Here is a 25,730-nt window from a genome sequence, read left to right as displayed (position 1 = left end):
GCCTCACCGCCTGCCCGGTGAATGCGCTCAGCGCCAGCGGCTACGACACCGGGGCCTGCCACGCCTATCTCGACACCCCAGAGGGGGCCGATTGCCTCAACCGGGGCTGCAAGGTCAGAAGGGCTTGCCCTGTCTCCGCCGCCTTCCCTAGGGTGGAGGCGCAATCTGCATTTCACATGGATCATTTTCACAAATCCGGGACGAATTGATGCGTCAGCTCATGCTTCTCCGCCACGCCAAATCAAGCTGGGACGACCCGCTTGCCGATGACTTCGACCGTGCGCTGAACGAGCGCGGCAAGCGCGGCGCGACGGCGATGGGCGACTGGATGCGCTCCAACGGGCTCGCGCCCGATCTCGTGCTCTGTTCCGCCGCCGCCCGCACGGTGGAAACCTGGGAGCGGCTGAACTTCGAGGCGGAGGTTAAATACTCGCCCGGCCTCTACCATGCCGGGCCTGACAGGATGCTCACCGCGCTGCAGAGCGCGAAAGGCCAGCGGGTCATGCTGGTGGGCCATAATCCGGGCATGGGCGCGCTGGCCGCGATGATGGTGCGCAACGCGCCGGTGCATGCGCGCTTTGGCGATTACCCGACCTGCGCGCTGACGGTGGCCGAGTTCAACATCGACGACTGGGCCGATCTCACCCCACGCCAGGGCCGGGTGCTGCACTTTCTCACCCCGCACGACATCGAGAACGCCAGCCCCCACGCCTGAGGGCTGCGGGCCGGCTCATCAACGGCCCTGCCGTTTCTTCGCCCCCGCGAGGACGCCTCGAAGGGCGAACGAGCAGAGTGGATAGCGCGAGGACGCCTCGAAGGGCGAACGAGCAGAATGGTTCGCGCGAGGACGCCTCGGAGGGCGGACGAGCGGGCACGGCTAGCGGGCGCCCCATGTGTCGGTGAGGCGGTAGCCCTCGGGCCACGGGTCTGTCGGGTCCACCATGTGCTGATGCGTGCCCGTGACCCATGCGCGGCCCGAGATTTCCGGGCGGATCGCGGCCAGATCGCCCACCTGCGCGGGCCCGAGGATGCGGCCGGTGAAGCTGCTGTCGATCAGCGAGGAGACGGTGAGGGTTTCACCCTCTCGCATCTTTCCACGCGCCGCGAGCAGCGCCATCCGGGCGGAAAGGGCCGTGCCCGTCGGTGAGCGGTCGATCTTGCCGGGGCGGATGGCCACCGCCGAACGGCTCGTCAGCCCCTCGGCCCCTTGCATCACCGGCGCGGCGAAGAGGCAGAAGGAGATGTGCTGCCAGTCCACCAGCGTGGGATGGCTGAACCCCAGTTGCTCTGTCGCCGCATCGGAAATGCGGGTGCCCAGCCACGCGAGATCATGGGCCTCGTCAGGGGTGAGGACGAAGCCCAGCGAGGGCGCGTCGACGACCACGAAGCTGTCACCGCCGAAGGCGGTATCGACGGTGATGGTGCCAAGTCCCTCTACCTCCAGCTGGGCGTCGAGCCGGACGGCGAAACTGGGCAGATTTTCCACCGATATGCGCCGCGCCTTGCCGCCCGCGCACTCGGCCCGCACCCGCACCAGCCCGCCAGGGGCCTCCAGCGTGAGGTCTGTCACCGGCTCGACCATCGGCAGGATGCCGGTGTCGAGCAGCACCGTGGCCACGCAGATGGAGTTGGACCCCGACATCGGCGGCGTGTCTTCCGGCTCCATGATGATGAAGCCGGCGTCGGCCTCGGGGTGCCTGGGCGGCACCAGCAGGTTGACGTGGCGAAACACCCCGCCGCGTGGCTCGTTGAGCATGAGGTTGCGGAGGGTGCCATCGGCGGCGATCCAGCGGGACTGTTCCCATAGCGTCTCGCCCGGCGGCGGGGCCACGCCGCCCACGATAACATCCCCAACTTCGCCCTCGGCATGGGCCGACACGGTGTGGATGACGCGGGTGCTCTGCATGGCGGCAGCCTGCGTTGAACAGCGCAGGAGCGCAATGGTTCATGTTTCGAACGTTTCCACAGAGAGGATCGTGGGCAGGTGCCGGGCGATTTCCTGCCATGTGTCGCCCTCGTCGGTGCTGGCAAAGACCGAGCCGCTGTTGGTGCCGAAGTAGATGCCCGCCGGATCATGGGCATCCCCCGCCATCGCCTGCCGCAGCACCGTGAAGAAGCACCCCTCCTGGGGCAGCCCGTCACGCATTGCCTGCCAGCTTTGTCCGCCATCGCGGGAGCGCCAGACGGCACAGGCGGCCTCGGGCGGGAAGCGTCCGATGGCATCGCCATTCAGCGGCAGGGTCCAAAGCGTTCGGCCGTCGCGCGGGTGCACGCGGATCGGGAAGCCGAAGGTGGAGGGCAGGCCGGGGGTGATATCCTCCCAGCTGCGCCCGCCATCGGGCGAGCGCCAGACGCCGTGGTGGTTTTGCTGGTAGAGCACGTCGCCCGGCCCCGGTGCGCGCATCATGTTGTGCACGCAATGGCCCACGTCGCCGTCACGCGGGGCGGCGGGGTGCTGGTGGCCCTCGCAGGCCTCGGCATTGGAGAGCCTGTTGCGCCGCTCCCATGTTTCCCCGCCATCCTCGGTAGCAAAGACGCCTGCCGCCGAGATGCCTACCCAGGCCTTCTTTGGGTCGTCGGGGTGGCTGACGAGGGTGTGCAGCGTGAGCCCGGCCGCGCCCGGGCTCCAGGAGTCGGAGGAGGGGTGATTTGTGAGGCCTTCTACCTTCTCGAAGCTCCGGCCGTGGTCGCGGCTGGCAAGCAGGGTGGCCGGCTTTGCCCCGGCGTGCAGCGTGCCATGGGCGTAGTCGAGCGACCAGATCTGACGAAACTCGCTGCCAAACGGGAGCGGTGCGCCGGTGATGCCGAAGAACTTTGCCACGTCCGGGTCGTTCTCGGCCCAGTCGTCCATTTCGCCGCGCGTGAGCCGGGTGAGCGCCCAAGTCTCGCCGCCATCTTCCGAGTGCCAGATGCCCGCGCCCAGAAAATCACTGCCACCCCCGGCCCAAATGTGGCCGGTTTCTGCATCCCCTATGGCGTGGTTGATGCACCAGCCATCGCAATGTGGCCCGGTGACTTTCCACCCCTCGCGGGAGCTGCCTCCGTCCAGAATGAAGGCGCCCTTGGTAGTGCCCAGCAGGATCTTGACCATGGAATCGCCCTCCGTTTCGGATCGAGGGTAGCACCGCCAAGGCCGTATGGCGAGAAAAGTTGATATCAACTCTATATCGGCAAAACGATGCCCATCGCCAACGAAAAAGGCGCGCCGGTCGGGCGCGCCTTTGAACGGGGTGGCTCGGGATCAGTGCCCGAGGATCTGGCTGAGGAACAGCTTGGTCCGCTCGCTTTTGGGGTTGTTGAAGAACTCCTCGGGCTCGTTCTGCTCCACGATCTGGCCCGCGTCCATGAAGATCACCCGGTTGGCGACCTGGCGGGCAAAGCCCATCTCGTGGGTCACGCAGAGCATCGTCATGCCCTCTTCGGCGAGCTCGATCATGGTGTCGAGCACCTCCTTGATCATCTCCGGGTCGAGCGCCGAGGTCGGCTCGTCAAACAGCATGATCCGGGGCTTCATGCAGAGCGATCGGGCAATCGCCACGCGCTGCTGCTGACCGCCAGAAAGCTGGCCGGGGTACTTGTTGGCCTGCTCGGGGATCTTCACCTTTTCGAGGAAGTGCATCGCCGTTTCCTCGGCTTCCTTCTTCGGCACCTTGCGCACCCAGATCGGCGCGAGAGTGCAGTTCTCTAGGATCGAGAGATGCGGGAACAGGTTGAAGTGCTGGAAGCACATGCCAACCTCCGAGCGGATCTTGTCGATGTTCTTCAGGTCCGATGTCAGCTCGGTCCCGTCGACGATGATCTTGCCTTCCTGGTGCTCTTCCAGCCGGTTGATGCAGCGGATCAGGGTGGATTTACCCGAGCCCGAGGGCCCGGCGATGACGATCCGCTCGCCGCGATGGACCGTCAGGTCGATGTCGCGCAGCACGTGGAAGGTGCCGTACCACTTATTCATATTGCTGATTTCGATGGCGACCTCGTCGCTCACCTCCATCTTGGAACGGTCGATTTGGCGGTCTGTTGCAAGGTCAGACATGGGTTGGGCTCCTTAGCGGTGGCCGGTCTGAAGCCTGCGCTCCAGATACATGGAATAGCGGGACATGGCGAAGCAGGGGATGAAGAACATCACGGCGATGAAGCCGTAAAGCTCCCAGACCACCCCGTTCCACGCCTGGTCGGCGCGGATCGAGTTGGAGAGACCCAGCGGATCGAGGATGCCGATGACCGAGACCAGCACGGTATCCTTGAACAGCCCGATGAAGGTGCTGACGATGCCCGGGATCGAGATCTTCAAGGCCTGCGGCATGATAATGAGGCGCTGCGCCTGCCAATAGTCGAGGCCAAGGCTGTCGGCGCCTTCGTACTGGCCCTTGGGCAGCGCCGCGAGGCCTCCCCGGATCACCTCGGCCATATAGGCAGAGGCGAAGAGCGTGGCCATGATGATCACCCTTAGGATGATATCGAAGCTGGTGCCCGGCGGCAGGAAGATGTTGAGCAGGGTCGAGGCGACGAACAGGAGCGTAATCAGCGGCACACCCCGGATGAACTCGATGAAGCCCACGCAGAGCGACTTGACGATAAGGAGGTCGGACTGGCGGCCAAGCGCCAGCACGATGCCCAGCGGAAGCGAGCAGGCAATGGCGACGACGCCGATGGTGACGGACACCATCATGCCCCCAAAGTCGCGCGAGCCCACGGTTTCCAGGCCGATGCGGGAGATGTCCTTGTAGGTGGACTGGATCGCACGCTCGGTATCGCCAACCGACTCTTCGGCCTCGATGGCATCCTCGACAGCGGTAACGGCTTCAGGCGCGGGTGCCTCAAGGCTGTCATCCTCTGCGATTTCTTCCAGATAGCTTTCAAGCTGCTGTTCACTCCGGATACTGGCCAACTCGCCGGGCACGGCGGCCCGCAGAGCTTCGGCCTCGGCGCGAAGTTCCGGCAGTTCGGCTTCCCACTCGGGCAGGCTTTCCATCTGCCGAACGAAGGTGCGCGCCGTGCTCAGCCGCCGGTCGACAACGGCCTTCTCCGAAGCAAGATCGGCCAGCATGGCGCGCTCGTCGGCAAGATCGTTTATCAACGCGAGGTAAGATCCGTCTCCCTCCCCTTCGGGAACATCCACGCTTGCAAGGCGCTCGGCGATTTGCGCCGCCAGGGCATCGCGCTCGCCTTCGAGCCGCTCGGCTTCGGGTGTGAGGGTGGCCACGTTTTCGCGGGCTTCGGCCAGACGGCTTTCATAGCGAGCGGCCCCGAGCACACGCTCGATCGACCCGGAGACGAGGCTGACGCCCCAGACGAGGCAAACCACCGCGACAACCACGCTGACAATGATGCCCAGCAGCGAAGAGCTGGCACTCGCGGTGATCTTGTAGGCGGCGAAGGCCAGCACGAAGCTGGCAATCACCAGCAACGGTGCCCAGACGGCCCCGCCCCAGAGCAGCCACGGAAAGAGGAACGGGTAGAGCACCGAGAACCAGAGCAATTTGCGCGGTGCTTGGGTGAAGAGCACCGGGAAAAGAGCCGGCACGAGAAGGGCCAGCGCAAGAAGCGGGCGCCAGTAAAGATCTGACGGGTAGAAGCCGAACAGGAGCTGAACCCAGCGGTCGCGGATCACACCCCAGCACGCCCCGGCAAAATGCCCGCCGTCGCGGCCCATCTCTGCGATGATGGCCTGACATTCCTTCAGCGAGGCGGCGTTCCAGGTTGGGGTGAAGACCCACGGCAGGATAGACCACAGGACCCACCCCACGAAGAGCGTACAGAGCACCGTGACAATGGTGTTGAACGGCCCGGTGAAGAGGTTTTCCTTGCCCCAGCCCAGGAAGCCTACGGTCGAGGCAGGCGGCTCGCGCTCCGGCAACATGGTGTCGCGCACATAGGCAACGGTATCGGCATGCAGGTTGCTCATCTTACCTCTCCACCAGTCTGACGCGGTTGTTGTACCAGTTCATCACCGCCGAAATGCTCAGCGAGATGGCGAGGTAGATCAGCATTCCGAGGAACACGGCTTCCAGCTCCTTGCCGGTCTGGTTCATGGTGATGCCCATGAGCGTGCCGGTCAGGTCCATGTAGCCCACGGCGATGGCCAGCGAGCTGTTCTTGGTCAGGTTGAGATACTGCGAGATCAGCGGCGGGATGATGACCCGCAGCGCCTGTGGCAAGATCACGAGGTTCATGATCCGCTTGGGGCGCAAGCCCAGCGCACCGGCGGCTTCGGTCTGGCCAGTGGAAATGGCAAGGATGCCTGCACGCACGATCTCAGCCACGAAAGCGGCAGTATAGAGCGACAGGGCCAGCCAGAGGGCGATAAGCGAATTGCGCAGATAGGTGCCGCCCTGAAAGTTGAAGCCCCGCAGTTCGGGGTAGCCGAGGTGGAAGCCCAGCGCGATGAGCACGATCAGCGCCGGAACCACCAGAATGCCGAGCGTGAGATACCAGGTGGTCGGTCGCTTGCCCGTCTTCTCCTGCGTGGCATCGGCATGGCGCTTGAGCGCCCGCGCGCCGAAGATCGACCCAACGATGACGGCAACCAGAAGCATCAGATCTAGGCTGATGTCGAAGTTTACCGCGCTGTTGCCGAAGAGATGGATATCACCCAGCGAGCGAGAGAACAGAGGCTCGGGCACGTAGACGCCCCGGTTGGTAACGGCCACCGACTCGAACAACTTCAACGTCGCTTCGGGATCATCCCCACGGAAGGCGCTGGGGGCAGGGAGCGTCTCAATCAGGATCGCCATTGTAAAGACGATCCACAGCAGCACCGGCACGTTGCGGAACATCTCCACGTAGATCGCGGTGAGCTTGGCGATCAACCAGTTGGGCGAAAGCCGCAGCACGCCGATGATCACGCCAACGATTGTGGCGGTGATGCAGCCCATCACGGCAACGAGCAGAGTGTTCAGCAGGCCGATGAAGGCCGCTCGGAGGTGGCTGTTCTGATTGTTGTACTCGATCAGAACCTGGTTGATGTCATAGCCTGCCGGTTCGCCCAGAAACCCGAAGCCGATACTCTTGCCGCTGGTGGCGAGGTTCTGGATTGTGTTGTTGATCAGGAAACCTGCCAGAAGCAGGAAGCCGATCAGCGCCACCACCTGGATCGTCATCGACCGGTAGCGGGTGTCGTAGATGAGCATGGAAAGCCTGAAGCCGGCCTTCGGCGGATCCGTGACAGTGGCCATTGTGGGCGCTCCCCCGAGCTATATGCGGCTACACCTTCCCCGTCTGCGGGCGCGGGCCCGCGAGCAATGGGTGTAGCTGTTATTGAATTGGTCTTGTCCCCGAGTGCGAAGGGGCGCGGATTTCTCCGCGCCCCCTGCTTTTTCTTACCGGAACGGCGGTGCGTAGAGCAGGCCGCCTTCGGTCCACTGGGCGTTCAGCCCGCGCGACAGACCGATCGGGGTGCTTTCGCCGATGGTGCCGGCGAAGACTTCGCCGTAGTTGCCGACGCTTTCGATGATCTTCTTGGCCCAGTCGCCTTCGAGGCCCAGCATCTCGCCGAGGTTGCCCTCGGTGCCGAGCAGGCGGTTCACCTCGGGGTTGTCACCGGCTTCCATCGACATCTCGCCGACGTTGGCCGAGGTCACGCCGTATTCTTCGGCGGCGATCATCGCGTTGAGCGACCAGCGCACCACGTCACCCCATTCGCTGTCGCCGTGGCGCACGAGCGGGCCGAGCGGCTCCTTGGAGATGATCTCGGGCAGAATCACGTGGTCGGTCGCGTTCTCGAAGGTCGAGCGGGTCGCGGCGAGGCCGGAGGCGTCCGTGGTGTAGACGTCACAGGCACCGGCCAGATACTGCTGCTGGGCTTCGGCGTTGGTTTCGATCGGCACGGGCTCGTAGCTCATGTTGTTCACGCGGAAGAAGTCCGCGAGGTTGAGCTCGGTGGTGGTGCCGGTCTGGATGCAGACGGTGGCGCCGTCGAGTTCCTTGGCCGAGCTCACGCCCAGCTCCTTGGGCACCATGAAGCCCTGACCGTCGTAGTAGTTCACGCCGACGAAGGTGAACTTCAGGTCCACATCGCGCGAGAAGGTCCAGGTGGTGTTACGGGCCAGCATGTCGATTTCACCCGAGGCAAGCGCGGTGAAGCGGGTCTTGCCGGTGGTGGGCACGAACTCGACAGCAGTCGGGTCGCCGAGCACGGCGGCGGCAACCGCACGACACACGGCCACATCGAAGCCTTCCCACTCGCCCGAAGCGTTGGGCGCTGCGAAGCCGGGCACGCCGGTGGCCACGCCGCAGTTCAGCGTGCCGCGTGCCTTCACGTCGTCAAGCGTCGCCGCAGCGCCGGCGGTGGCGGCAAGGCCAGCGACGGTTACTGCGCCGAGAAATAGCGATTTTTTCATTTTTACCTCTTCCTGATCTTCCGGTGCCGTTTTGCTACGGCTTTCCCAGATGGAGTTCGGCACCCTGTGCCGAAGTGCGTGAGTGCGCGGCCCAAAGCGTTACGGCTGCGCAGAAGTGGGTCAAGTTGGCCGAATTCGTCACGGAAGGTCAAGTGCGCCAAGGTGCGCTTCCTTGGCGGAAAAGCGTTTTTTGCCCGAATTTTGAGCAATCGCTCTGCCGCACTCGCCCCAAGGGCGAACCTGCGGGAATCACCCCGCCGGGCGAGACAGGGCGTGAAGCGCGGCGGCATGGAGGAAATCGCCGCGCTTGCGGGCAGCCACGGCGGCGGCCTCGTCGTCTTCGCCCCACTGCTCGGTCTGCCAGTCTTCATCCACCCGGCTGAGGGCCCAGAGCACTTCGGGCGCCGCGTGCCCTTCAAGCGCGGCCAGCCCGATGACGAGCGAGCCGGACAGCATGGTAAGATCATGCAGCGCCGTCAGCGCGAAGATGTCCTGCCGATGCACCAGCGCCCGCAGTGTCTCGATGGTGGTGGCCGGCTGGGGCACGTGCATCACCCCCACCGTCATGATGAGCGGCGCGTTCAGCGCATCTCGCGCCCAGTCCACCAGCGGATCCCAGGCCTCGGCCTGCCGGGCCACCAGTGCGGCGGGGCTGTCGGCGCGGTAGCAGACAAGATCGCTTTCACCATAGGCCGCAACGATCTCTGCCACCTCGGCGTGCTGCGGGGCCACGCGATCAATCGCGGAATTGGCGGAGCGGGTGAAGGGCATGGTCGCCGGGTCGATCTTTTCGCCCTGCGCGTCCCACTCCGCCGCCACCGCGCGGCCCAGCGCCTCGGTGGGCAGCACCAGCGGGGCCTTGGCAGGCGTCTTGACCGGGCGGCCATCGAGGTGCACGGCAAAGCCCGTGCCCTCCGGCTCGACCGTCGCCTCCGTCCAGAACCGCTTTGCCGCCCATTCTGTCATGCGTCAGCCTCCCGTCGCCCGCAGGATCGCCCCGGGCAGCGCGGCGGCATCATCCACCACCTCTCCCGCGCCCGCCTCGATCAGCGCGCCGGGCGCGTGGTAGCCCCAGCTCACGCCCAGACCGGAGATACCCGCGTTGCGCGCCATTTCCATATCAAAGCTCGTGTCGCCGATCATCACCGCCTGCCCGGCCTCGCAGCCGGTGTCGCGCAACACGGCCTCCAGCATCGAAGGGTGGGGCTTGGAGGGGTGGTGGTCCGACACCTGCTCCGAAATGAAGAGCCCCTCCAGCCCGGAAGACTTGAACAGCGCATCCAGCCCCCGGCGGGATTTGCCGGTCGCCACGCAGAGCAGGTTCTCGGGCGTTGCGGCCAGATCATCCAGCAGCTCGCGCATGCCGGGGTAGAACACCGCCGCCTCCGAAGTGCGGCGGATCTCAACGAAGCTGTCCTTGTAGGCCGCGACCATGGCCTGCACCTCGTCCGCCCCGGCCTCGGGGCAGAGCCGGGCGATGCCCACGTCGAGCGAGAGTCCGACGATGGACAGGATCTGCGCCCGCGGCGGCGCAACCCGGCCCGTGGCGGCAAAGCCCGCTGTCATTGCGGCGACGATCTCGTTCTGGCTGTCCACCAGAGTGCCGTCGACATCGAAGATGATGCAGCGCAGCTCGCTCAATGGTAATCCTCGAAGGGGTCGTCGGCGGCCAGGTCTTCCGTCCAGCCGAAGGTGTCGAAGGTGTCTTTCATGTGCTCGGGCAGCGGGGCCGTGACGGTGACGGGCTTTTTCGTCACCGGATGAAGAAATGTCATCGAGCGGGCGTGCAGATGCAGCTTGCCCGAGATGATCCCGCCCATCTTGGCGCCCCAGCCGTCGCCCATGTTTTCCTGCGCGGACCCGCCATACTTGCCGTCGCCCGCAATCGGGTGGCCGATCTCGGCCATATGGGCGCGCAGCTGGTGGGTGCGGCCGGTAATCGGCTCCAGCGCAACCCATGTCGCGCGGCCCGCCACGCGGTAGAGCGCGGAATAAAGCGTGTGCGCCCGCTTCGCGCCTTCGGTGCTCTCCACCTCCCGGGGATGAACGCAGAGCATCTTCTCCCCGGCCCACTTGCCGCCCGGCGCCTTCACGAGGCCAAACTTGATTTCGCCGTTGTAGGGCGAGGGCACACCGGCGACGACGGCCCAGTAGATCTTGCGGGTTTCCTTGTGGCGGATCGCAGCTGTGAGGTCGGCGGCGATCTTGCGGGAGCGGGCGAGCAACAGCACGCCGGAAGTGTCCTTGTCGAGCCGGTGAACAAGGCGAGGCTTGTCCTCGGCATCGAATTGCAGCGCCTCGGCGAGGCCGTCCACGTGCTTCACCTGCCCTGAGCCGCCCTGCGTAGGCAGGCCCGGCGGCTTGTTGAGGGCGATGATGTAATCGTCCTTCCAGATCACGGCATCGCGGATCATCTTGGCGTCGGCGCCCGAGATGGTGCTGCGCTTGGTCGGCGTCGGCGCGGCGCCCTCGGGCAGCGGCGGAATGCGCACCTCTTGCCCCTCTTCCAGCCGGGTCGAGGCCTTCACCCTTCCGCCATCCACCCGGATCTCGCCCTTGCGGCACATCTTCTCGATCCGGCCCTGCGGCACATGGGGGAAGATGCGGCGGAACCAGCGATCCAGCCGCTGCCCGGCATCGTCGGCGCTGACCGGAAGGTTTTGCACGCGGCTCATGCGAAGAGACCCCGGCCAAGCGAGAGGCCCACGAAGAGGCACAGGATCGAAACCACGACCGACGCCGTAATATACAGCGCCGCCGTGCCAAACTGGCCGCGCTCGAAGAGGGTGACGGCATCGAGCGAGAAGGCGGAGAAGGTGGTGAAGCCGCCCAGCACGCCCGTCATCACGAAGGGCGCCCAGGCCTGCCCGCCTCGATGTGCGACGAAGGCGGCGAAAAGCCCCATGGCCAGCGAGCCCACAACATTGACCGTGAGCGTCCCCCAGGGAAAGCCCGGCCCCATCAGCCGCAGCGTCGCCACCCCTGTGAGGTAGCGCAACGAGGCCCCGATGGCCCCGCCGAGGGCGACTTTTGCGACTGTCAGCAACATGCGCGCGGTGTTGCGCGGAGGCGGGGGAGAGTCAAGCAGGCGGGCGCGGGGATGACGCGGCGGCGCAGAACCTCCAAAGGCTGCCAAAAAGGACTCGGCGGCCCGCACAGGATTGTTTCTTCAATCGCTAAAACTTACCGAAAATGACACCGAAAGATGGCAAAAATGGCGCGAACCATCAGGCTGGAATGGCGATTAACCAAATATTAACAACTCGTTAACACCCGAGAGTGCCTTCGGCAAAAACCCAATTATCCGGATGATCCAGCCCGATTATGGCCACAGACGGGGAGCAAATCTTGGTTACTGTCACCTTCCTGGAGTGAACCAAAATGAGCACCAACCTTAAACCTCTCACCAAACTTGACGGCTTCATCGGCGCCTGCCTCGTGGACAGCGACTCCGGCATGATGCTGACCGCTGAAGAAGGCAATGGCGGCCTCGACCTCGAAACCGCAGGTGCCGCCAACATGGAAGTCGTGCGCGCCAAGAACGCCGCGATGAAGTCGCTGGGCCTTGAAGACCACATCGAAGACATCCTGATTTCGCTGGGCAGCCAGATCCACCTGATCCGCCCGCTGGCGTCCAACCCCGACATCTTCATCTACGTCGCGCTGGACCGTTCCAAGGCCAACCTCGGCATGGCCCGCCTGCAGGTGAAGACGACGGAAGGCACCATCAAGGTGTGATGAGTTTCAGCCAGGTCGGTTCTCTGGACAGTTCCGACCCGGCTGACTTCCTGCGTGTGTGCAGGCGTTCCGAACCGGGCCTTGGGCACGCTTTTCCTGGAGCAGGCCCACCGCCCGGTTCGCTTCTTGCGAGGCAGGTCTTGTTACTTCTGCGGCAGCTCGTCGAAGGCGGGCTTGTAGCCGTTGCTCTCGTAGCGTTCCCGCGGGATTCCGATCGGATTGCCCACGCCCTTGTCGATAAATGCGACTTCCATGCCGCTGCTGTGCGTCGTGCGATAAACTCCGGTCGCTTCGCTCATGAATCTCTTCCCTTCCTTATGTTTACAGGCTTCTCTCTGGCGCCCGCCACTATGGCAAAATGATCCGGAAAATGTGTCGCGAATTGGAAGGGCAAGAGGAATTGTCTCGGCATTAAGCTGTCCGGACTGTGGGCGCAGACCGGCGAAATGAGGCACGGTTGAATCGCAGCCCAACGGCCTTTGGCGCTAGCCCTTGTTTCGCTTGGCGCGCAGGCCTGCAAACCACTCCACCCGCTTCTTCAGCTCGCGCTCGAAGCCCCGCTCGACCGGCTGATACCAGACCGGGCGCTTCATCCCGTCGGGGAAGTAGTTTTGCCCCGAGAAGCCATCTTCGGCGTCGTGGTCATATTGGTAGCCATCGCCGTAGCCCTGCTCGCTCATCAGCTTGGTGGGCGCGTTGAGAATGTGCTTGGGCGGCGGCTCGGAGCCGGTTTTCTTCGCCGCCGCGCGGGCCGCCTTGTAGGCGACGTAGGTGGCGTTGGATTTGGGGGCCAGGGCGATGTAGGTGAGCGCCTGCGCCAGCGCCAGCTCGCCCTCGGGGGAGCCGAGCCGCTCATAGACCTCCCAGGCCTGAAGGCAGTGGGTTTGCGCGGCGGGGTCGGCGAGGCCGATGTCTTCCACCGCCATACGGGTGATCCGGCGGGCCAGAAAGCGCGGGTCTTCGCCCCCCTCCAGCATCCGGGCAAACCAGTAGAGCGCGGCGTCCGGATCGGAGCCGCGCACCGATTTGTGCAGGGCCGAGATCAAATTGTAGTGCCCGTCGCCCGACTTGTCGTATTGCGCGGCGCGGCGTTGCAGGCGCGCGGACAGCGCGTTCGGGTCGAGCTTGGCCTCGGCCTTCCAGCCGGCCACCTGCTCCACGAGGTTCAGCAAGGCGCGCCCGTCACCGTCGGCCATGCCAAGGAGGCTCTCGCGGGCCTCTCCGGTGAGCGGCAAGGCATGCCCCAGCTCCTTCTCGGCGCGCAGCAGCAGCTTTTCCAGCGCCTTGCCGTCGAGCCGGTTGAGCACGAGCACTTGCGCACGGCTCAGGATAGCGGCGTTGAGCTCGAAAGAGGGGTTCTCGGTGGTCGCCCCCACCAGAACGATGGTGCCGTCTTCCATATGCGGCAGGAAGCCGTCCTGCTGCGCCTTGTTAAACCGGTGGATCTCGTCGACGAAGAGCAGCGTGCCCTGCCCGTTGCTGCGCCGGTGCTTGGCCGCCTCGAAGACCTTCCGCAGCTCGGGGACGCCGGTGAAGATGGCACTGATCTGTACGAAGGCCAGATCGGTCTCATGGGCCAGCAGCCGGGCGATTGTGGTCTTTCCCACGCCGGGCGGCCCCCAGAGGATGAGCGACGACAGGCCGCCCGAGGCGAGCATGGCCCCAAGCGGCGCATCGGGGGCCAGCAGATGCTCCTGCCCGATCACATCGGCCAGCTTCGCCGGGCGCAGCCTGTCGGCCAGCGGGCGCGGTGCGCCGTCGGAGGCGGGCTGGGCTGCGGATGTGTCGAAGAGATCGGCCATGCGGCAGATGTAGGGCCTCGGCGCGCCGAGGGGAAGCGTTTCGCCCGGGGCGGCGCAGGGCCGCCCCAGGCAAGGCACAGGTTCAGTGCATGTTGTCGCGCAGGTCGATCGAGACGACCTGGCTCGGATGACCGTCAAAGTCCATCACCCGACCCGCTGCCTTGGCCTTCAGCCCGCAGCGCCCGGCCCAGCGCGGCCAGTTGGCGGGGATGAGCCCCAGCACCTCGGAGGCGCCCAGCTCACGAGCGGCATTTGTCATCTCCATGATGAGATAGGCATGCACCCGGCGCCGGATGTTCATCGGCGTCGTGTGGCTGACGAACACGCGGCTCGACTCCCAGATCGTGTCCGAGATCGGCGCTTCGTAGTCGAGCAGGTCCGCCGGGATCGAATCGAGCAGGTGCCTTTGTGCGTCGCGGATCATGTAGCTGTAGATGCCGCAGCGCGCGGTTGTGGGCGTCAGGCGGATGCCGGCAAGGATCTCGGTGCCATCGTGCACCGCAACCCAGCGCGAGGCAGGGGTGTCATACTGGTCGTATTCCATCCCCATTGCTTCGGGCAGATCCCAGTTGTTCTGAACGATGAAGCTCTGTTTTCGGGCCCTGAAAAGGTTTGCAAAGAGTTCGCCGTGGTTGTGCAGATTGGCGAAAGAGAGGGTGGTGGTTTGCATCGCATTTCTCCTGCTTGCTTGGGTGGTTGGTAAAGCAAGCCCTGCGCCAAGCAGGAGAGATCGGCACGCTAGAGCAGTCTGAATTCCTTGGCCCGCTGGAGCGCCTCCGCCGTGGTGCGGGCACGAAGCCTTTCCCGCGCGGCGGTGAGGCGCGCCTTGAGCGCGCTTTCGGAGATGTTGAGTTTGGCAGCTGCAGCAGTGTGACGATCCCCTGCAGCTATCAGGCGCAGAGCATCTATCTGTGCCTGGGTCAAACTTTCCGGAGGCTCTGTCAGGTCGTGCAGCCTGCGGATGATATCACCGATCTCGGCGATCTCATCCGCTTCAAATTCGCGGTCTGCTCGCGCTGCTCCTGCTATCGTGCGTGAAGAGATCGGGCCGCAGGACACCTGCACCCCGTACTTCAGGCCAAACTCCGCGGCTTCGTCCAGAATGCCGAACGGGTCCGGCAATTCCAACTCACTCCACCGCGTTTCCCCTTCTGTGGAAAACCCCCAGGCGATCATCGGATCCCGCATGGCGTAGGCCTGCGCGGTGTAATGATCGGTCCATGCCTGATTGTATGTTTGAAAGGTGACGAGCGGCGAAGCAAACCGGATGTGTAACCCGGCGTGGTACCCCGCAGGGGCCAGCTTGCCGAGGGCCGCGAGTTCCCTGTCAATCCTTTGCTTTTCAGACATGTCTTTTTAGACAAGTTGCCAGAAACCCAGTCAACCTTAAATTGAGCCTCACTGAACACACCGAATGGAGTGTTGTCGCGTGCAACAAATAAAGCCGGAAACCTTTGCACAGCTGATGAGGCTGCCGGTCACGCTTCGTGCCGATCTGCTCGAATTTATCGGATCGACGCCCGTGGCCGATGGGCAGATTCTGTCTCTGATCGAAAAGCTTGCTGCCGGGGAATCACCTGGAATCGGTCGCGCCGCCTGAGGCGTAACCAAGGTGCGGATCATCCCGCCTGACCGCGCATGGCGCGGAACACAGAAAAAGGCCCGCATGCGAACCATGCGGGCCTTTTCTTGTCCGGTCTTCTGGCAGCCAGCGCTTACTCGGCGGCTTCCTCAGCCTCGAGGCGGGCCTTGTCAGCGGCGCCCTTGGCGTCCACGTCACGGTCGACCAGCTCGATGATGGCCATCGGAGCCATGTCACCGTAGCGGAAGCCGGCCTTCAGCACGCGGGTGTAGCCGCCGTTGCGCTCGGCGTAGCGCGGGCCCAGCACGTCGAAGAGCTTGGCCACATAGGCATCCTGCTTCAGGCGCGAGGCGGCCTGGCGGCGGGCATGCAGATCGCCCTGGCGTTTGCCGAGGGTGATGAGCTTGTCCATGATGCGCTTGAGTTCTTTGGCTTTCGGCAGGGTCGTCTTGATCTGCTCATGCTCGATCAGCGAGCCGGCCATGTTGGCGAAGAGCGCCTTGCGGTGCTCATGGGTGCGATTCAGGCGGCGGTATCCGCGGGCGTGACGCATGTTTCTTCTCCTAAAAGGTGCCCTCTACGGGCGGTTTTGCTTTGTCTGGCCGGCGTGCGTAGCGACGGCTCTCCTTGGGGCGGGATTGCCCGGGTTGTGTGCGGAGCGCGCCTGAGCGCACCCCGCGAATTCTCAGAACTGGTCTTCGAACTTCTTCGCGAGGTCCTCGATGTTCTCCGGCGGCCATTCCTCGACATCCATGCCGAGGTGCAGGCCCATGCCCGAGAGCACTTCCTTGATCTCGTTCAGCGACTTGCGGCCGAAGTTCGGGGTGCGGAGCATCTCGGCTTCGGTCTTCTGGATCAGGTCGCCGATGTAGACGATGTTGTCGTTCTTCAGGCAGTTGGCCGAACGCACCGAAAGCTCCAGCTCGTCCACCTTCTTCAGCAGAAGCGGGTTGAACTCGAGGCCATCGTCCTCGTCCTGGCGGCCAGCGGCCTCGGGCTCGTCGAAGTTGACGAAGATCGAGAGCTGGTCCTGCAGGATGCGGGCGGCGAAGGCCACGGCGTCATCCGGCGTCACAGAGCCGTCGGTTTCGAGCTTCAGCGTCAGCTTGTCATAGTCCAGCACCTGGCCCTCACGGGTGGGCTGCACATCGTAAGACACCTTCTTGACCGGCGAGTAGATCGCGTCGATCGGGATCAGGCCGATGGGCGCATCTTCGGGGCGGTTCTTGTCGGCGGCCACGTAGCCCTTGCCGGTGTTCACCGTCAGCTCAACGTAGAGGTCGGCACCGTCGTCGAGGTGGCAGATCACGTGATCCTTGTTCAGGATCTCGATGCCCGCGGACTCCGAGATGTCAGCGGCGGTGACAATGCCCGGCCCCTTGGCCGAGATCGAGAGCCGCTTGGGCCCGTCCACATCCATACGGATGGCCACGCCCTTGAGGTTCAGGACCACGTCGGTCACGTCTTCGCGGACGCCGGCGATGGAGGAGAACTCGTGAAGCACGTTGTCGATCTGGACGCTGGTGATAGCCGCGCCCTGCAGGGAGCTCAGCAGAACCCGACGCAGTGCGTTGCCGAGGGTGAGGCCGAAGCCCCGCTCCAGCGGTTCCGCCACAACGGTGGCCTGACGCGCGGGATCATTGCCCGGCTTCACGTCAAGCTGCGTGGGTTTGATGAGTTCCTGCCAGTTTTTATGGATCATGTGTATGTCGCCTCCATACCAGTTCGCAGCCCATGTCCGTGCCTGCGAACGCCCGAGGATAAAATGACGGACCGGAGGGCAGGGCAGCCCTCCGGAGAATGCGTATCGGTCAGACCCGGCGACGTTTCGGCGGGCGGCAGCCGTTGTGGGCGATCGGGGTCACATCACGGATCGAGGTGATGTTGAAGCCAACCGCGGCCAGGGCGCGCAGCGCGCTTTCGCGGCCCGAGCCGGGGCCCTGCACCTCGACCTCGAGGGTTTTCACCCCGTGGTCCTGCGCCTTGCGGCCCGCATCTTCAGCGGCCATCTGCGCGGCATAGGGGGTCGATTTCCGCGAGCCTTTGAAGCCCATCGTGCCGGCAGACGACCAGGAGATCGCGTTGCCCTGCACGTCGGAGATCAGGATCTTGGTGTTGTTGAACGAGGAGTTCACGTGAGCAACGCCAGCGGCGATGTTCTTGGAAACCTTGCGCTTGGTGGTGCGGCGGGTATCGCGTGCCATGTCGTGAGCCCTCCCTTATTTCTTCTTGCCGGCAATGGCCTTCGCGGGGCCTTTGCGGGTGCGAGCGTTGGTGTGGGTCCGCTGACCGCGCACCGGGAGGTTGCGGCGATGGCGCAGGCCGCGGTAGCAGCCGAGGTCCATCAGGCGCTTTACGTTCATCTGCACGTCGCGGCGCAGGTCGCCTTCGACGGTGTAGTTGGCGTCGATGTGCTCGCGGATGGCGAGAACTTCGGCGTCCGACAGCTCGTTCACGCGGCGGGTCAGGTCGATGCCGGTGGCTTCACAGATCTGACGCGCGGAATCGTTGCCGATGCCGTGGATATAGGTCAGCGCGATCGGAACGCGCTTTGCGGTCGGGATGTTAACCCCAGCGATACGGGCCAAAATGGTCTTCCTTCGGTTGCGGTTCCGTGCTGCCAGAACCTTTTTTCACAACAGAGGCCCGTAGGGTGTGCGCCCCCGGGCCGATGGGTGGCTCGCCCGAGTCGCAACAGGCGATTCTCGGATGAGAAGCGCCCAAGTAAGTTGATTTGATCGGCGCGTCAAGGCCACGTTCAGGATTTGTCAATCCCGACGTGTCTTTCGCCGTAGCTGGTGGCGGAAAGGGGCTTTGCCCGGCATCGCACCGCGTGTCAGCATGCCGCAAATCTCTCGGGGAGGGAAGCCCATGAAGGCCATCGTGATCGGGGCCGGGCCAGCCGGGCTCGCAGCCGGGGCCTGCCTGAAGCGCGCAGGGGTTCAGGTGGCCCTGCTGGAGCGCGCCAAAGAGGTCGCCCCAGCGTGGCACGCCCATTACGACCGGTTGCACCTGCACACCGCCCGGGGCCGCTCTGCCCTGCCCTTCCGCCCGATGCCGAAGGGCGGGCGATACCCGTCGCGTGCGGAGGTGGCCGACTATCTGGAGAGCTACGCCCGCGCCGAGGGGCTTGAGGTCCGCACCAGCTGTTCGGTGGAAGAGGTGCGCCGCGAAGGCGCGCTCTGGCAGGTGCGCCATTCCGCCGGAGAAGACAGCGCGGATGTCGTCGTCTTCGCCACCGGCCTCAACGGCACCCCGCGCCTCCCTGATTGGCCGGGGCTGGACGGGTTTCCTGGCCAGATCACGCATTCATCGGAGTATCGCAACGCCAAGGCCTTCGCGGGCCAGCGCGTGCTGGTGGCGGGCATCGGCAACTCCGGCGGCGACATCGCGCTGGACCTCGCCGAGGGCGGGGCCGAGGTGGTTGTCAGCGCGCGCGGGCCGGTGAGCATCCTGCCCAAGGAGATCTTCGGCATCCCCGTCACCTCGATGCAGCTGGTGCAGCGCACGCTAGGGCCGCGCATCGCAGATGCGGTCACCGGCCCGGTAATCCGCGCCCTGATCGGGCGGCCTTCGGACTACGGCTTTGCCACGCCCGCCTACGGGCCGGTGACGCAGGTGGTGCGCGACGGCCGCGTGCCCTTGATAGACCCCGGCATTCTGGGCGCCATCCGGGCGGGCCGGGTGGCAGTGCGCGGGGCGGTGGCCCGGGTGGAGGACAGGAAGGTGATCTTTGCCGAGGGTCAGCCTGAGCGGTTTGACGCCATCGTGGCGGCCACCGGCTACACACACGATCTGAGGCCGATGCTGCCCGGCCTTCAAGGCGTGCTGGATGCGGCTGGTTCGCCCAGGATCAACGGCGCGCCCACCGCCGCGCCGGGCCTCTATTTCATCAGCTACAAGGCGTCGCCCAACGGGCAGCTCAAGCAGATCGGGATCGAGGCAAAGAGCATCGCAAGGGCGGTCACGAACGACTGAAAGGCGGCGCAGCATGCACCGCGATCCTGCGCCAGATACGGCTTTGCTCTTTGAAGGTCAGGCGAGGCCCAGCTTCTCGCGCACGCCCTTCGACACCTCGTCGATCGGCGCGAGGCCGTCCGTGCGGGCATAGAGGCCCTTGGCGTAGTAGTAGCCCACCAGCGGCGAGGTCATCTTGTAATAGGCGAGCAGACGGGTCTTGAGGCTTTCCTCGTTGTCGTCGGCGCGGGCTTCGCCACCTGCGGCCACGGCCTCCTTCGCGCGGTTGAGGATGCGTTCCACCAGCGCCTCGTCGTTCACCCGCAGCTCCAGCGCCAGATCGAGCTTGGTGCCCATCTCCTCCAGCAGCGCGCCGAGCGCGTCGGCCTGCTTCAGGGTGCGGGGGAAGCCGTCGAAGATGTAGCTCTTCTCCGGGGCCTTTTCGAGCTGTTCGCGGATCAGCCCGATTACGATCTCATCGGTAACGAGGTCGCCGCGATCCATCACTTCGGCAACACGGTTGCCCATCTCGGTGCCCGAGGTGCGTGCGGCACGCAGCATGTCGCCTGTCGAGAGCTGCACCATGCCCTCGCTGTCCACGAGGATCTTGGCCTGCGTGCCCTTGCCCGCGCCGGGCGGTCCGAGAAGTATGATGTTCATCGCCGTGCTGTCCCCCTCCGGTTGCGGCCTCCACGCTTTTTACCGCGCAGCTGTGACCGCTCAATGAGATTTTCGTATTGGTGTGCCAGCAGGTGCGACTGGACCTGCTGTATGGTGTCCATGCCGACCGACACGATGATCAGGATTGATGTGCCGCCGAAATAGGCGGTGATGCCAAGGCCGCCGCGCACCATCTCGGGCAGCAGGCAGACCAGTGCCAGGTAGGCCGAGCCGAGTACGAGGATCCGGTTGACCACGTATTCGAGGTATTCGGAGGTGCGCTTGCCGGGGCGGATGCCGGGGACAAAGCCGTTCTGGTTCTTCAGGTTGTCGGCCACGTCATCCGTCTTGAACGAGACGTTGTGGGTGTAGAAATAAGTGAAGAACACGATCATGCCAGCAAAGAACGCGAGGTAGAGCGGCTGGCCGGGGCCGAAGTAGGCAAGAATAGTGCTCATCACCGGGCCGGTCTGGTTGCCGGAGAAGGTGCTGATCGTAGTGGGCAGCAGCAGCAGCGAGCTGGCAAAGATCGCCGGGATCACGCCCGCCGGGTTCACCTTGATCGGCAGGTGCGAGGAGCCGCCGTCATAGACCTTCATGCCAACCTGGCGCCGCGGATACTGGATGTGGATCTTGCGCAGGGAGCGCTCCATGAACACCACGAAGGTGAGCACGGCGAAAACCATGAAGATCACGCCAACCACGACCCCGCCCGAGATCGCGCCGGTCTGGCCCTGCACGAAGAACTGCGCCAGCGCGCCGGGCAGCTCGGCGACGATGCCGACGAAGATGATGAGCGAAATGCCGTTACCGATGCCGCGCGCGGTGATCTGCTCCCCCAGCCACATCAGGAACATGGTGCCACCGACCAGCGTGATGACGCAGGAGGCGATGAAGAACAGGCCCGGATCGTTGACGAAGGGCACGCCATCGGCAGAGCCGTTCTGAAGCGAGACGGCGAGGCCGTAAGCCTGGAAGGTGGCCAGCGCCACAGTACCGTAGCGGGTGTACTGGTTGATCTTCTTGCGGCCCTGCTCGCCCTCTTTCTTCAACTGCTCCAGCGCCGGCACCATGGCCGTTAGGAGCTGCACGATGATCGAGGCGGAGATGTAGGGCATGATGCCGAGGGCGAAGATACCCATCCGGCCGATGGCGCCGCCGGTGAACATGTTGAGCACACCGCCCAGGCCCTGCGTTGCCTGCTCCATGAAGGCGCGCAGCGCGTTGCCGTCGATCCCGGGGACCGGGATATAGGTGCCGAGGCGGTAGATGATCAGCAGGCCGATCGTGAAGAAGATCCGCTGGCGAAGCTCGGGAGACTTGCCAATGGCCCCCCAGCTCATGTTGGCGGCCATTTGCTCTGCTGCTGATGCCATGGAATGTGCTCTTTTCGTTATGCCGATGCGCCGCCGGGCCCTGTCAGGACCGGCGGCGCATGTGTGTCGTTAGCCATGTAGGGGCCTGCGCCGCCAGGAACAACCGTTTACTCGGAAGCCTGCGCAGTCGTGACCGAAAGCGAGCCGCCAGCCTTTTCGACGGCCTCGATGGCCGACTTGGAGGCGCCGGTGACGTTGAGCGCGACTTTCGCGGTCAGCTCACCCTTGGCCAGAACGCGGACGCCATCCAGCTTCCGGCGCACCAGGCCCGAGGCCACCAGCGCGTCTTCGTCGATGGAGCCGGCTTCAAGCTTGCCCGCGTCGATGAACTTCTGGATCAGGCCGAGGTTGATCACGGCGAATTTCTTGCGGTTCGGCTTGTTGAAGCCGCGCTTGGGCAGACGCTGGTAGATCGGCATCTGGCCACCCTCGTAGCCATTGATGGCCACACCCGAGCGCGACTTCTGACCCTTGATACCACGACCGGCGGTTTTACCCTTGCCGGAGCCGGGACCACGGGCGATGCGCTTTTTCTTCGGGGAGGAGCCCTCTGCGGGGGCGAGTTCGTTCAGTTTCATGTCGCTTCTCCTGAGCCGGACGCGCCCCCGAAGCGAGATGGGCGGCCACGGCGTTTCGTGTTGTGTGAATCGGGCCGTTTGGCCACCGGGGGCGTATAGCGGCGGCGGGCGGGGCGTTCAAGCCTTTCCTCGCTGGGGTTCCGGGCCAGGACCCGCCCGCCGCCGGGGCGCTTACGGCTTGGCCACGTGCCACACGCCGCCCACACCGTCGCCGGTCATGTCGCCCGGCTCGGCGTCACCGGCCCAGAGGTAGAGCGGCGCACCGTTGTAGGTGATCTGCTGGCTGCCGTCCTTGCGCTCGGTCAGGGCGAAGCCATCGGGCAGGGCGGCGCCCTCTTCGGCCAGCACCGGCGGCCAGCTTGCGGCGCAGCCATCGTAGCAGTTGGAGGTCGCGCCGTCGTCCTTGTCGAAGGTGTAGAGCGTCATCTGCGCGGCATCGACCAGCACGGCCTGGCCGTCGATCTCGGCGCTGCCGACAGGGGCGCCGCTATGGCCATCGGCCAGCGCTGCGCCGGGGATGAGAAGAAGGGCGAGGAGGGAAAGCTTGGTCATGTGAATGTCTCCGTAATCTATACCAAGGGGTCGTCTGCACTGCGCAGACACCTCCTCTACGCCCCGGCTCCGCAGATTATTCGGCCGCGCTGCAGATTTTCTTTTGGTCTGTTTTTTGGGCGTAATGCCGGATTGCTGCGCAATATGCAGGCAATGCTTAAAACGGCGCATTAAACGGCACCTTTCGGCGCGCCTGCCGCTTTTCTTCGCGCTCCCCCGCGGCTCTCTGCACCGCAACCAATTCGAGGAGGGACTGAGATGGTTGGAGCCGATACCGCCTGGATCATCGTGGCAACGGCGCTTGTGCTGCTGATGACGCTGCCGGGGCTGGCATTGTTTTACGGCGGGCTGGTGCGCGCGCGGAACGTGCTCAGCGTCTTCATGCACTGCTATGCCATCGCCTGCCTGATGAGCGTGCTCTGGCTGGCCGCGGGCTATTCCATCGCCTTCGGCGAGGCCACGAGCTGGTGGGGCGGCTATGAAAAGATGTTCCTCCTGGGCGTCACCGCCGACAGCCTCTCTGGCACCCTGCCCGAGGTGCTCTTCTTCGCCTTCCAGATGACCTTCGCCATCATCACCCCGGCGCTCATCGTCGGCGCCTATGTGGAGCGGATCGGCTTTGGCTTTGTCTTGCTCTTCTCCGGCCTCTGGATGCTGCTCTGTTACGCGCCGGTGGTGCACTGGATCTGGGGCGGCGGCTTTCTGGCCGATGGCGGCATTTTCGGTGAAACCGGGGTGAAGGACTTTGCCGGGGGCATTGTGGTGCACGAGACGGCGGGCATCGCCGCGCTGATACTCGCCGCCGTACTGGGCCGCCGGAAGGATGACAACAAGCCGCCGCATAACCCGGGCTACGTGGTCATCGGCGCTTCGCTGCTCTGGGTCGGCTGGTTCGGGTTCAACGGCGGCTCGCAGCTGGCGGCCGATGGCGGCGCAGCAATGGCGTTGACCGTCACCCACCTCAGCGCGGCCACCGCCACCCTGACCTGGGCGCTCTGGGAGAAGATCAAATACGGCAAGGCCTCTGTCGTGGGCGCTGTCACCGGCACCATCGCAGGCCTCGCCTCGATCACCCCGGCTTCGGGCTTCGTGGGCCCGATCGAGGCACTGGTGATCGGCGCGGTGGCGGGCATCCTCTGCCAGGAGGCGGTGGGCCTGATCCGCAACAAGGTGCGCATCGACGACACGCTCGATGTGATGGCGGTGCATGGTGTGGGCGGCATCTTCGGCACCATCATGATCGCCGCCTTCGGCGCGGGGAGCTGGGCCGCGCAGCTCGGGTCGCTCGCAATCGTCGGCGTCTTTACTATCGCTGTCACCTTCGCGCTGATTTACCTCTGCCGCCTCATCACCCCGCTGCGGGTGGACGAGGAAACCGAGTTCAACGGGCTCGACCTCGCAGTGCACGGCGAAAGCGCCTACGACCACGCCTCCTGAGGCGGGCAGAACGGCAACGCCCCGGTGTTTCGACACCGGGGCCGACGCCGTTCATTGACTTTCAACACGTTACCCCTCATATGCCTCTCATGCCGCACCCGCCGCGTGAGCGGGGCAGCGTGGCGATACGATAAAATCAGAACGGCCCGCACGGCACTCTTTCATACAACTTGGTTCCCAGATCACGCGGGGGGTCAGACGCCAGAGCACTCATGACGGGCAATCCGGCCCGCGCGAGGTGTCTTGGCGCAACCCAACTGTGACGCACGGCCCGCGACGGGCCGCGCCCGCTCATTTTGCGGGTGGCCCCTGCCGCCCGCCCGAAAAGGACATACCTTGGATTTCGACATGCTGGGCCTTCCGCCCAAACTCATGGCCAACCTGGCCGAAATGAACATCACCAAGCCGACGCCGATCCAGACAAAGGCCATCCCCCACGCCATGAACGGGCGCGACGTGATGGGCCTTGCGCAGACCGGCACCGGCAAAACCGCCGCCTTCGGCCTGCCCATCGTCTCCGCCCTGCTGCGGATCGAGGGCAAACCCGACCCGAAGGCCGTGCGCGGCCTCATCCTCGCCCCTACCCGTGAACTCGCCAAGCAGATCGTCGAGAACCTGCAAGGCTACGCCAAGGGCACGCAACTGCGCACCAACCTCGTGGTCGGCGGCGTCTCGATCAATCCGCAGATCCAGAAGCTGGGCCGCGGCACCGACCTGCTGGTTGCCACCCCGGGCCGCCTCATCGACCTGCTGGAGCGCAAGGCCGTGCGGCTCGACAAGGCCCGCTTCCTCGTGCTCGACGAGGCCGACCAGATGCTCGACATGGGCTTCATCCACGCCCTGCGCCAGATCGCGCCACTGCTGCCGAAAGACCGGCAGACCATGCTGTTCTCGGCCACCATGCCCAAGCTGATGGAAGAGCTTTCGGCCTCCTACCTCACCGACCCGGTGAAAATTGAAACCGCGCCGGCCGGCAAGCCCGCCGACAAGATCGACCAGTGCCTGCACTTCGTGGAGCAGGGCGACAAGCAATCGCTGCTCATCGAGCATCTCGCCAAGCACCCAACCGACGCGGCGCTGGTCTTCGCCCGCACCAAGCACGGCGCCGAGCGGATCAAGAAAAACCTTGAGAAGGCCGGTTTTGCTGCAGGCTCGATCCACGGGAACAAGAGCCAGGGCCAGCGTGACCGCGCACTGAGCGGCTTCCGCGAGGGCGATCTGATGGTGCTGGTGGCGACCGACGTGGCCGCGCGCGGCATCGACATCCCCGAGGTGCGCTACGTCTACAACTACGACATGCCCAACGTGCCCGACAATTACGTGCACCGCATCGGCCGCACCGCCCGCGCAGGCCGCGACGGCACCGCCATCGCCTATGTCTCCGCCGAGGAGATGGGCGAGCTGAAGGACGTGCAGAAGGTGATGGGCAAGAGCATCCCCGTTGCCTCCGGCGAGGCCTGGGAGCCGGTCAAACGCCCGACGCGTGGCGGCGGCGGTGGCCGGGGCAAACCCGGCGGCGGTGGCGGCAGACGTCGTGGTGGCGGCGGTGGCGGTGGCCAGAAGGCCGCACGCCCCGCAGCGGCAGCGCCCAAGCCCGGCGGGCAGAAGCGGCGCAGGCCCCGGCGCAGGGGTAAGGCCGCCTCCTGACGCTCCGGCGACACAAAGCAAAACGCCCCGGGTCATCCCCGGGGCGTTTCGCGTTTCAGAGG

Annotated in this window: 27 protein-coding genes and 2 pseudogenes; 7 read left to right on the top strand and 22 right to left on the bottom strand. The window is 64.9% G+C overall.

Going from position 1 to position 25,730, the window contains the following annotated elements:
• Nucleotides 1-209 (top strand): annotated as a pseudogene (locus tag DYI42_RS11680) (ferredoxin); the annotation flags it as partial.
• Between the two features lie 11 nt (nucleotides 210-220).
• Nucleotides 221-715 carry a SixA phosphatase family protein gene (locus DYI42_RS11675; protein WP_244867857.1) on the top strand — a complete coding sequence of 165 codons (495 nt, stop codon included), beginning with the start codon at nucleotides 221-223 and terminating at the stop codon, nucleotides 713-715.
• A 162-nt stretch (nucleotides 716-877) separates the two neighbouring features.
• On the opposite strand, the gene DYI42_RS11670 is transcribed toward DYI42_RS11675, so the two are convergent.
• The 10 genes and pseudogenes from DYI42_RS11670 to crcB all read right to left on the bottom strand — a co-directional run bounded on the left by DYI42_RS11670 (nucleotide 878) and on the right by crcB (nucleotide 11,388).
• On the bottom strand, nucleotides 878-1,906 hold the full coding sequence (locus DYI42_RS11670) for a trans-3-hydroxy-L-proline dehydratase (protein ID WP_213546110.1): 1,029 nt from the start codon (nucleotides 1,904-1,906) through the stop codon (nucleotides 878-880).
• Nucleotides 1,907-1,945: 39 nt separating this feature from the next.
• Nucleotides 1,946-3,091: a sialidase family protein gene (locus tag DYI42_RS11665; RefSeq protein WP_213546109.1), complete on the bottom strand. Its 1,146-nt coding sequence runs from the start codon at nucleotides 3,089-3,091 to the stop codon at nucleotides 1,946-1,948.
• 150 nt (nucleotides 3,092-3,241) lie between these two features.
• Nucleotides 3,242-4,033 carry an amino acid ABC transporter ATP-binding protein gene (locus DYI42_RS11660; RefSeq protein WP_274608812.1) on the bottom strand — a complete coding sequence of 264 codons (792 nt, stop codon included), beginning with the start codon at nucleotides 4,031-4,033 and terminating at the stop codon, nucleotides 3,242-3,244.
• A 12-nt stretch (nucleotides 4,034-4,045) separates the two neighbouring features.
• Nucleotides 4,046-4,705 (bottom strand): annotated as a pseudogene (locus DYI42_RS24265) (amino acid ABC transporter permease); the annotation flags it as partial.
• A 1,201-nt stretch (nucleotides 4,706-5,906) separates the two neighbouring features.
• Nucleotides 5,907-7,175: an amino acid ABC transporter permease gene (locus tag DYI42_RS11650; RefSeq protein ID WP_213546107.1), complete on the bottom strand. Its 1,269-nt coding sequence runs from the start codon at nucleotides 7,173-7,175 to the stop codon at nucleotides 5,907-5,909.
• Between the two features lie 144 nt (nucleotides 7,176-7,319).
• Complete coding sequence (locus DYI42_RS11645) at nucleotides 7,320-8,339, bottom strand: amino acid ABC transporter substrate-binding protein (protein WP_213546106.1); 1,020 nt, start codon at nucleotides 8,337-8,339, stop codon at nucleotides 7,320-7,322.
• A gap of 249 nt (nucleotides 8,340-8,588) precedes the next feature.
• Entirely contained in the window at nucleotides 8,589-9,305 is a 717-nt protein-coding gene (locus tag DYI42_RS11640) for an ATP12 family chaperone protein (protein ID WP_213546105.1), read from the bottom strand.
• A gap of 3 nt (nucleotides 9,306-9,308) precedes the next feature.
• Complete coding sequence (locus DYI42_RS11635) at nucleotides 9,309-9,980, bottom strand: HAD-IA family hydrolase (protein WP_213546104.1); 672 nt, start codon at nucleotides 9,978-9,980, stop codon at nucleotides 9,309-9,311.
• Nucleotides 9,977-11,014, bottom strand: a complete 1,038-nt coding sequence (locus DYI42_RS11630; protein ID WP_213546103.1) for an RluA family pseudouridine synthase — start codon at nucleotides 11,012-11,014, stop codon at nucleotides 9,977-9,979. Before DYI42_RS11630 ends, DYI42_RS11635 begins: the two co-directional genes overlap by 4 nt.
• Nucleotides 11,011-11,388, bottom strand: a complete 378-nt coding sequence (gene crcB / locus DYI42_RS11625; protein WP_213546102.1) for a fluoride efflux transporter CrcB — start codon at nucleotides 11,386-11,388, stop codon at nucleotides 11,011-11,013. Before crcB ends, DYI42_RS11630 begins: the two co-directional genes overlap by 4 nt.
• 332 nt (nucleotides 11,389-11,720) lie before the next feature.
• On the opposite strand from crcB, the gene DYI42_RS11620 reads away from it, so the two are divergent.
• Nucleotides 11,721-12,077, top strand: a complete 357-nt coding sequence (locus tag DYI42_RS11620; RefSeq protein WP_213546101.1) for a roadblock/LC7 domain-containing protein — start codon at nucleotides 11,721-11,723, stop codon at nucleotides 12,075-12,077.
• Between the two features lie 143 nt (nucleotides 12,078-12,220).
• On the opposite strand, the gene DYI42_RS11615 is transcribed toward DYI42_RS11620, so the two are convergent.
• The 4 genes from DYI42_RS11615 to DYI42_RS11600 all read right to left on the bottom strand — a co-directional run bounded on the left by DYI42_RS11615 (nucleotide 12,221) and on the right by DYI42_RS11600 (nucleotide 15,229).
• Nucleotides 12,221-12,376, bottom strand: coding sequence for a hypothetical protein (locus tag DYI42_RS11615; protein WP_213546100.1), 156 nt, complete (start codon nucleotides 12,374-12,376; stop codon nucleotides 12,221-12,223).
• A 186-nt stretch (nucleotides 12,377-12,562) separates the two neighbouring features.
• Nucleotides 12,563-13,879: a replication-associated recombination protein A gene (locus DYI42_RS11610; protein WP_213546099.1), complete on the bottom strand. Its 1,317-nt coding sequence runs from the start codon at nucleotides 13,877-13,879 to the stop codon at nucleotides 12,563-12,565.
• An 82-nt stretch (nucleotides 13,880-13,961) separates the two neighbouring features.
• Nucleotides 13,962-14,549, bottom strand: coding sequence for an acyl-homoserine-lactone synthase (locus tag DYI42_RS11605; RefSeq protein ID WP_213546098.1), 588 nt, complete (start codon nucleotides 14,547-14,549; stop codon nucleotides 13,962-13,964).
• Between the two features lie 68 nt (nucleotides 14,550-14,617).
• A complete protein-coding gene (locus DYI42_RS11600; RefSeq protein WP_213546097.1) occupies nucleotides 14,618-15,229 on the bottom strand; it encodes an autoinducer binding domain-containing protein in 612 nt (203 codons plus the stop codon).
• Between the two features lie 79 nt (nucleotides 15,230-15,308).
• Here DYI42_RS11600 and DYI42_RS11595 point away from each other — a divergent pair, with 79 nt between their 5' ends.
• Nucleotides 15,309-15,479, top strand: a complete 171-nt coding sequence (locus tag DYI42_RS11595) for a hypothetical protein (RefSeq protein ID WP_213546096.1) — start codon at nucleotides 15,309-15,311, stop codon at nucleotides 15,477-15,479.
• A gap of 115 nt (nucleotides 15,480-15,594) precedes the next feature.
• On the opposite strand, the gene rplQ is transcribed toward DYI42_RS11595, so the two are convergent.
• From rplQ to rpsM, 4 genes are all read right to left on the bottom strand, one after another.
• The gene (gene rplQ / locus DYI42_RS11590) at nucleotides 15,595-16,014 is read right to left on the bottom strand and encodes a 50S ribosomal protein L17 (RefSeq protein ID WP_213546095.1); all 420 of its coding nucleotides are present in this window, start codon (nucleotides 16,012-16,014) and stop codon (nucleotides 15,595-15,597) included.
• Nucleotides 16,015-16,146: 132 nt separating this feature from the next.
• Complete coding sequence (locus DYI42_RS11585; protein ID WP_213546094.1) at nucleotides 16,147-17,163, bottom strand: DNA-directed RNA polymerase subunit alpha; 1,017 nt, start codon at nucleotides 17,161-17,163, stop codon at nucleotides 16,147-16,149.
• 109 nt (nucleotides 17,164-17,272) lie between these two features.
• On the bottom strand, nucleotides 17,273-17,665 hold the full coding sequence (rpsK, locus tag DYI42_RS11580) for a 30S ribosomal protein S11 (protein WP_213546093.1): 393 nt from the start codon (nucleotides 17,663-17,665) through the stop codon (nucleotides 17,273-17,275).
• Nucleotides 17,666-17,680: 15 nt separating this feature from the next.
• Entirely contained in the window at nucleotides 17,681-18,049 is a 369-nt protein-coding gene (gene rpsM / locus DYI42_RS11575) for a 30S ribosomal protein S13 (RefSeq protein ID WP_213546092.1), read from the bottom strand.
• 283 nt (nucleotides 18,050-18,332) lie between these two features.
• Here rpsM and DYI42_RS11570 point away from each other — a divergent pair, with 283 nt between their 5' ends.
• A complete protein-coding gene (locus DYI42_RS11570; protein WP_213546091.1) occupies nucleotides 18,333-19,439 on the top strand; it encodes a flavin-containing monooxygenase in 1,107 nt (368 codons plus the stop codon).
• A 57-nt stretch (nucleotides 19,440-19,496) separates the two neighbouring features.
• Here DYI42_RS11570 and DYI42_RS11565 read toward each other — a convergent pair whose 3' ends face one another.
• The 4 genes from DYI42_RS11565 to DYI42_RS11550 form a co-directional block, all read right to left on the bottom strand.
• Nucleotides 19,497-20,078, bottom strand: a complete 582-nt coding sequence (locus DYI42_RS11565) for an adenylate kinase (protein WP_213546090.1) — start codon at nucleotides 20,076-20,078, stop codon at nucleotides 19,497-19,499.
• The gene (gene secY, locus DYI42_RS11560; RefSeq protein WP_213546089.1) at nucleotides 20,075-21,454 is read right to left on the bottom strand and encodes a preprotein translocase subunit SecY; all 1,380 of its coding nucleotides are present in this window, start codon (nucleotides 21,452-21,454) and stop codon (nucleotides 20,075-20,077) included. The genes DYI42_RS11565 and secY overlap by 4 nt, the downstream gene beginning before the upstream one ends.
• Before the next feature lie 107 nt (nucleotides 21,455-21,561).
• A complete protein-coding gene (gene rplO, locus DYI42_RS11555) occupies nucleotides 21,562-22,032 on the bottom strand; it encodes a 50S ribosomal protein L15 (RefSeq protein ID WP_213546088.1) in 471 nt (156 codons plus the stop codon).
• Nucleotides 22,033-22,203: 171 nt separating this feature from the next.
• Complete coding sequence (locus DYI42_RS11550) at nucleotides 22,204-22,584, bottom strand: COG4315 family predicted lipoprotein (RefSeq protein WP_213546087.1); 381 nt, start codon at nucleotides 22,582-22,584, stop codon at nucleotides 22,204-22,206.
• Between the two features lie 258 nt (nucleotides 22,585-22,842).
• Here DYI42_RS11550 and DYI42_RS11545 point away from each other — a divergent pair, with 258 nt between their 5' ends.
• Both DYI42_RS11545 and DYI42_RS11540 read left to right on the top strand, forming a co-directional pair.
• Nucleotides 22,843-24,021, top strand: coding sequence for an ammonium transporter (locus DYI42_RS11545; RefSeq protein ID WP_213546086.1), 1,179 nt, complete (start codon nucleotides 22,843-22,845; stop codon nucleotides 24,019-24,021).
• Between the two features lie 336 nt (nucleotides 24,022-24,357).
• The gene (locus DYI42_RS11540; RefSeq protein WP_244867856.1) at nucleotides 24,358-25,668 is read left to right on the top strand and encodes a DEAD/DEAH box helicase; all 1,311 of its coding nucleotides are present in this window, start codon (nucleotides 24,358-24,360) and stop codon (nucleotides 25,666-25,668) included.
• Nucleotides 25,669-25,730: the final 62 nt, after the last annotated feature.

It is taken from the genome of Vannielia litorea, from assembly GCF_018424695.1.
Taxonomy (GTDB): domain Bacteria; phylum Pseudomonadota; class Alphaproteobacteria; order Rhodobacterales; family Rhodobacteraceae; genus Vannielia; species Vannielia litorea_A.
This window is presented reverse-complemented; position numbering and strand designations above follow the sequence as displayed.

Excerpts from the sequence above, each read along its gene's own strand:
- DYI42_RS11675 (WP_244867857.1), top strand. The coding sequence starts at position 221 with ATGCTTCTCCGCCACGCCAAATCAAGCTGGGACGACCCGCTTGCCGAT.
- DYI42_RS11670 (WP_213546110.1), bottom strand. The coding sequence starts at position 1,906 with ATGCAGAGCACCCGCGTCATCCACACCGTGTCGGCCCATGCCGAGGGC.
- DYI42_RS11665 (WP_213546109.1), bottom strand. The coding sequence starts at position 3,091 with ATGGTCAAGATCCTGCTGGGCACTACCAAGGGCGCCTTCATTCTGGAC.
- DYI42_RS11660 (WP_274608812.1), bottom strand. The coding sequence starts at position 4,033 with ATGTCTGACCTTGCAACAGACCGCCAAATCGACCGTTCCAAGATGGAG.
- DYI42_RS11650 (WP_213546107.1), bottom strand. The coding sequence starts at position 7,175 with ATGGCCACTGTCACGGATCCGCCGAAGGCCGGCTTCAGGCTTTCCATG.
- DYI42_RS11645 (WP_213546106.1), bottom strand. The coding sequence starts at position 8,339 with ATGAAAAAATCGCTATTTCTCGGCGCAGTAACCGTCGCTGGCCTTGCC.
- DYI42_RS11640 (WP_213546105.1), bottom strand. The coding sequence starts at position 9,305 with ATGACAGAATGGGCGGCAAAGCGGTTCTGGACGGAGGCGACGGTCGAG.
- DYI42_RS11630 (WP_213546103.1), bottom strand. The coding sequence starts at position 11,014 with ATGAGCCGCGTGCAAAACCTTCCGGTCAGCGCCGACGATGCCGGGCAG.
- crcB (WP_213546102.1), bottom strand. The coding sequence starts at position 11,388 with ATGTTGCTGACAGTCGCAAAAGTCGCCCTCGGCGGGGCCATCGGGGCC.
- DYI42_RS11620 (WP_213546101.1), top strand. The coding sequence starts at position 11,721 with ATGAGCACCAACCTTAAACCTCTCACCAAACTTGACGGCTTCATCGGC.
- DYI42_RS11615 (WP_213546100.1), bottom strand. The coding sequence starts at position 12,376 with ATGAGCGAAGCGACCGGAGTTTATCGCACGACGCACAGCAGCGGCATG.
- DYI42_RS11610 (WP_213546099.1), bottom strand. The coding sequence starts at position 13,879 with ATGGCCGATCTCTTCGACACATCCGCAGCCCAGCCCGCCTCCGACGGC.
- DYI42_RS11605 (WP_213546098.1), bottom strand. The coding sequence starts at position 14,549 with ATGCAAACCACCACCCTCTCTTTCGCCAATCTGCACAACCACGGCGAA.
- DYI42_RS11600 (WP_213546097.1), bottom strand. The coding sequence starts at position 15,229 with ATGTCTGAAAAGCAAAGGATTGACAGGGAACTCGCGGCCCTCGGCAAG.
- rplQ (WP_213546095.1), bottom strand. The coding sequence starts at position 16,014 with ATGCGTCACGCCCGCGGATACCGCCGCCTGAATCGCACCCATGAGCAC.
- DYI42_RS11585 (WP_213546094.1), bottom strand. The coding sequence starts at position 17,163 with ATGATCCATAAAAACTGGCAGGAACTCATCAAACCCACGCAGCTTGAC.
- rpsK (WP_213546093.1), bottom strand. The coding sequence starts at position 17,665 with ATGGCACGCGATACCCGCCGCACCACCAAGCGCAAGGTTTCCAAGAAC.
- DYI42_RS11570 (WP_213546091.1), top strand. The coding sequence starts at position 18,333 with ATGAAGGCCATCGTGATCGGGGCCGGGCCAGCCGGGCTCGCAGCCGGG.
- DYI42_RS11565 (WP_213546090.1), bottom strand. The coding sequence starts at position 20,078 with ATGAACATCATACTTCTCGGACCGCCCGGCGCGGGCAAGGGCACGCAG.
- secY (WP_213546089.1), bottom strand. The coding sequence starts at position 21,454 with ATGGCATCAGCAGCAGAGCAAATGGCCGCCAACATGAGCTGGGGGGCC.
- rplO (WP_213546088.1), bottom strand. The coding sequence starts at position 22,032 with ATGAAACTGAACGAACTCGCCCCCGCAGAGGGCTCCTCCCCGAAGAAA.
- DYI42_RS11550 (WP_213546087.1), bottom strand. The coding sequence starts at position 22,584 with ATGACCAAGCTTTCCCTCCTCGCCCTTCTTCTCATCCCCGGCGCAGCG.
- DYI42_RS11545 (WP_213546086.1), top strand. The coding sequence starts at position 22,843 with ATGGTTGGAGCCGATACCGCCTGGATCATCGTGGCAACGGCGCTTGTG.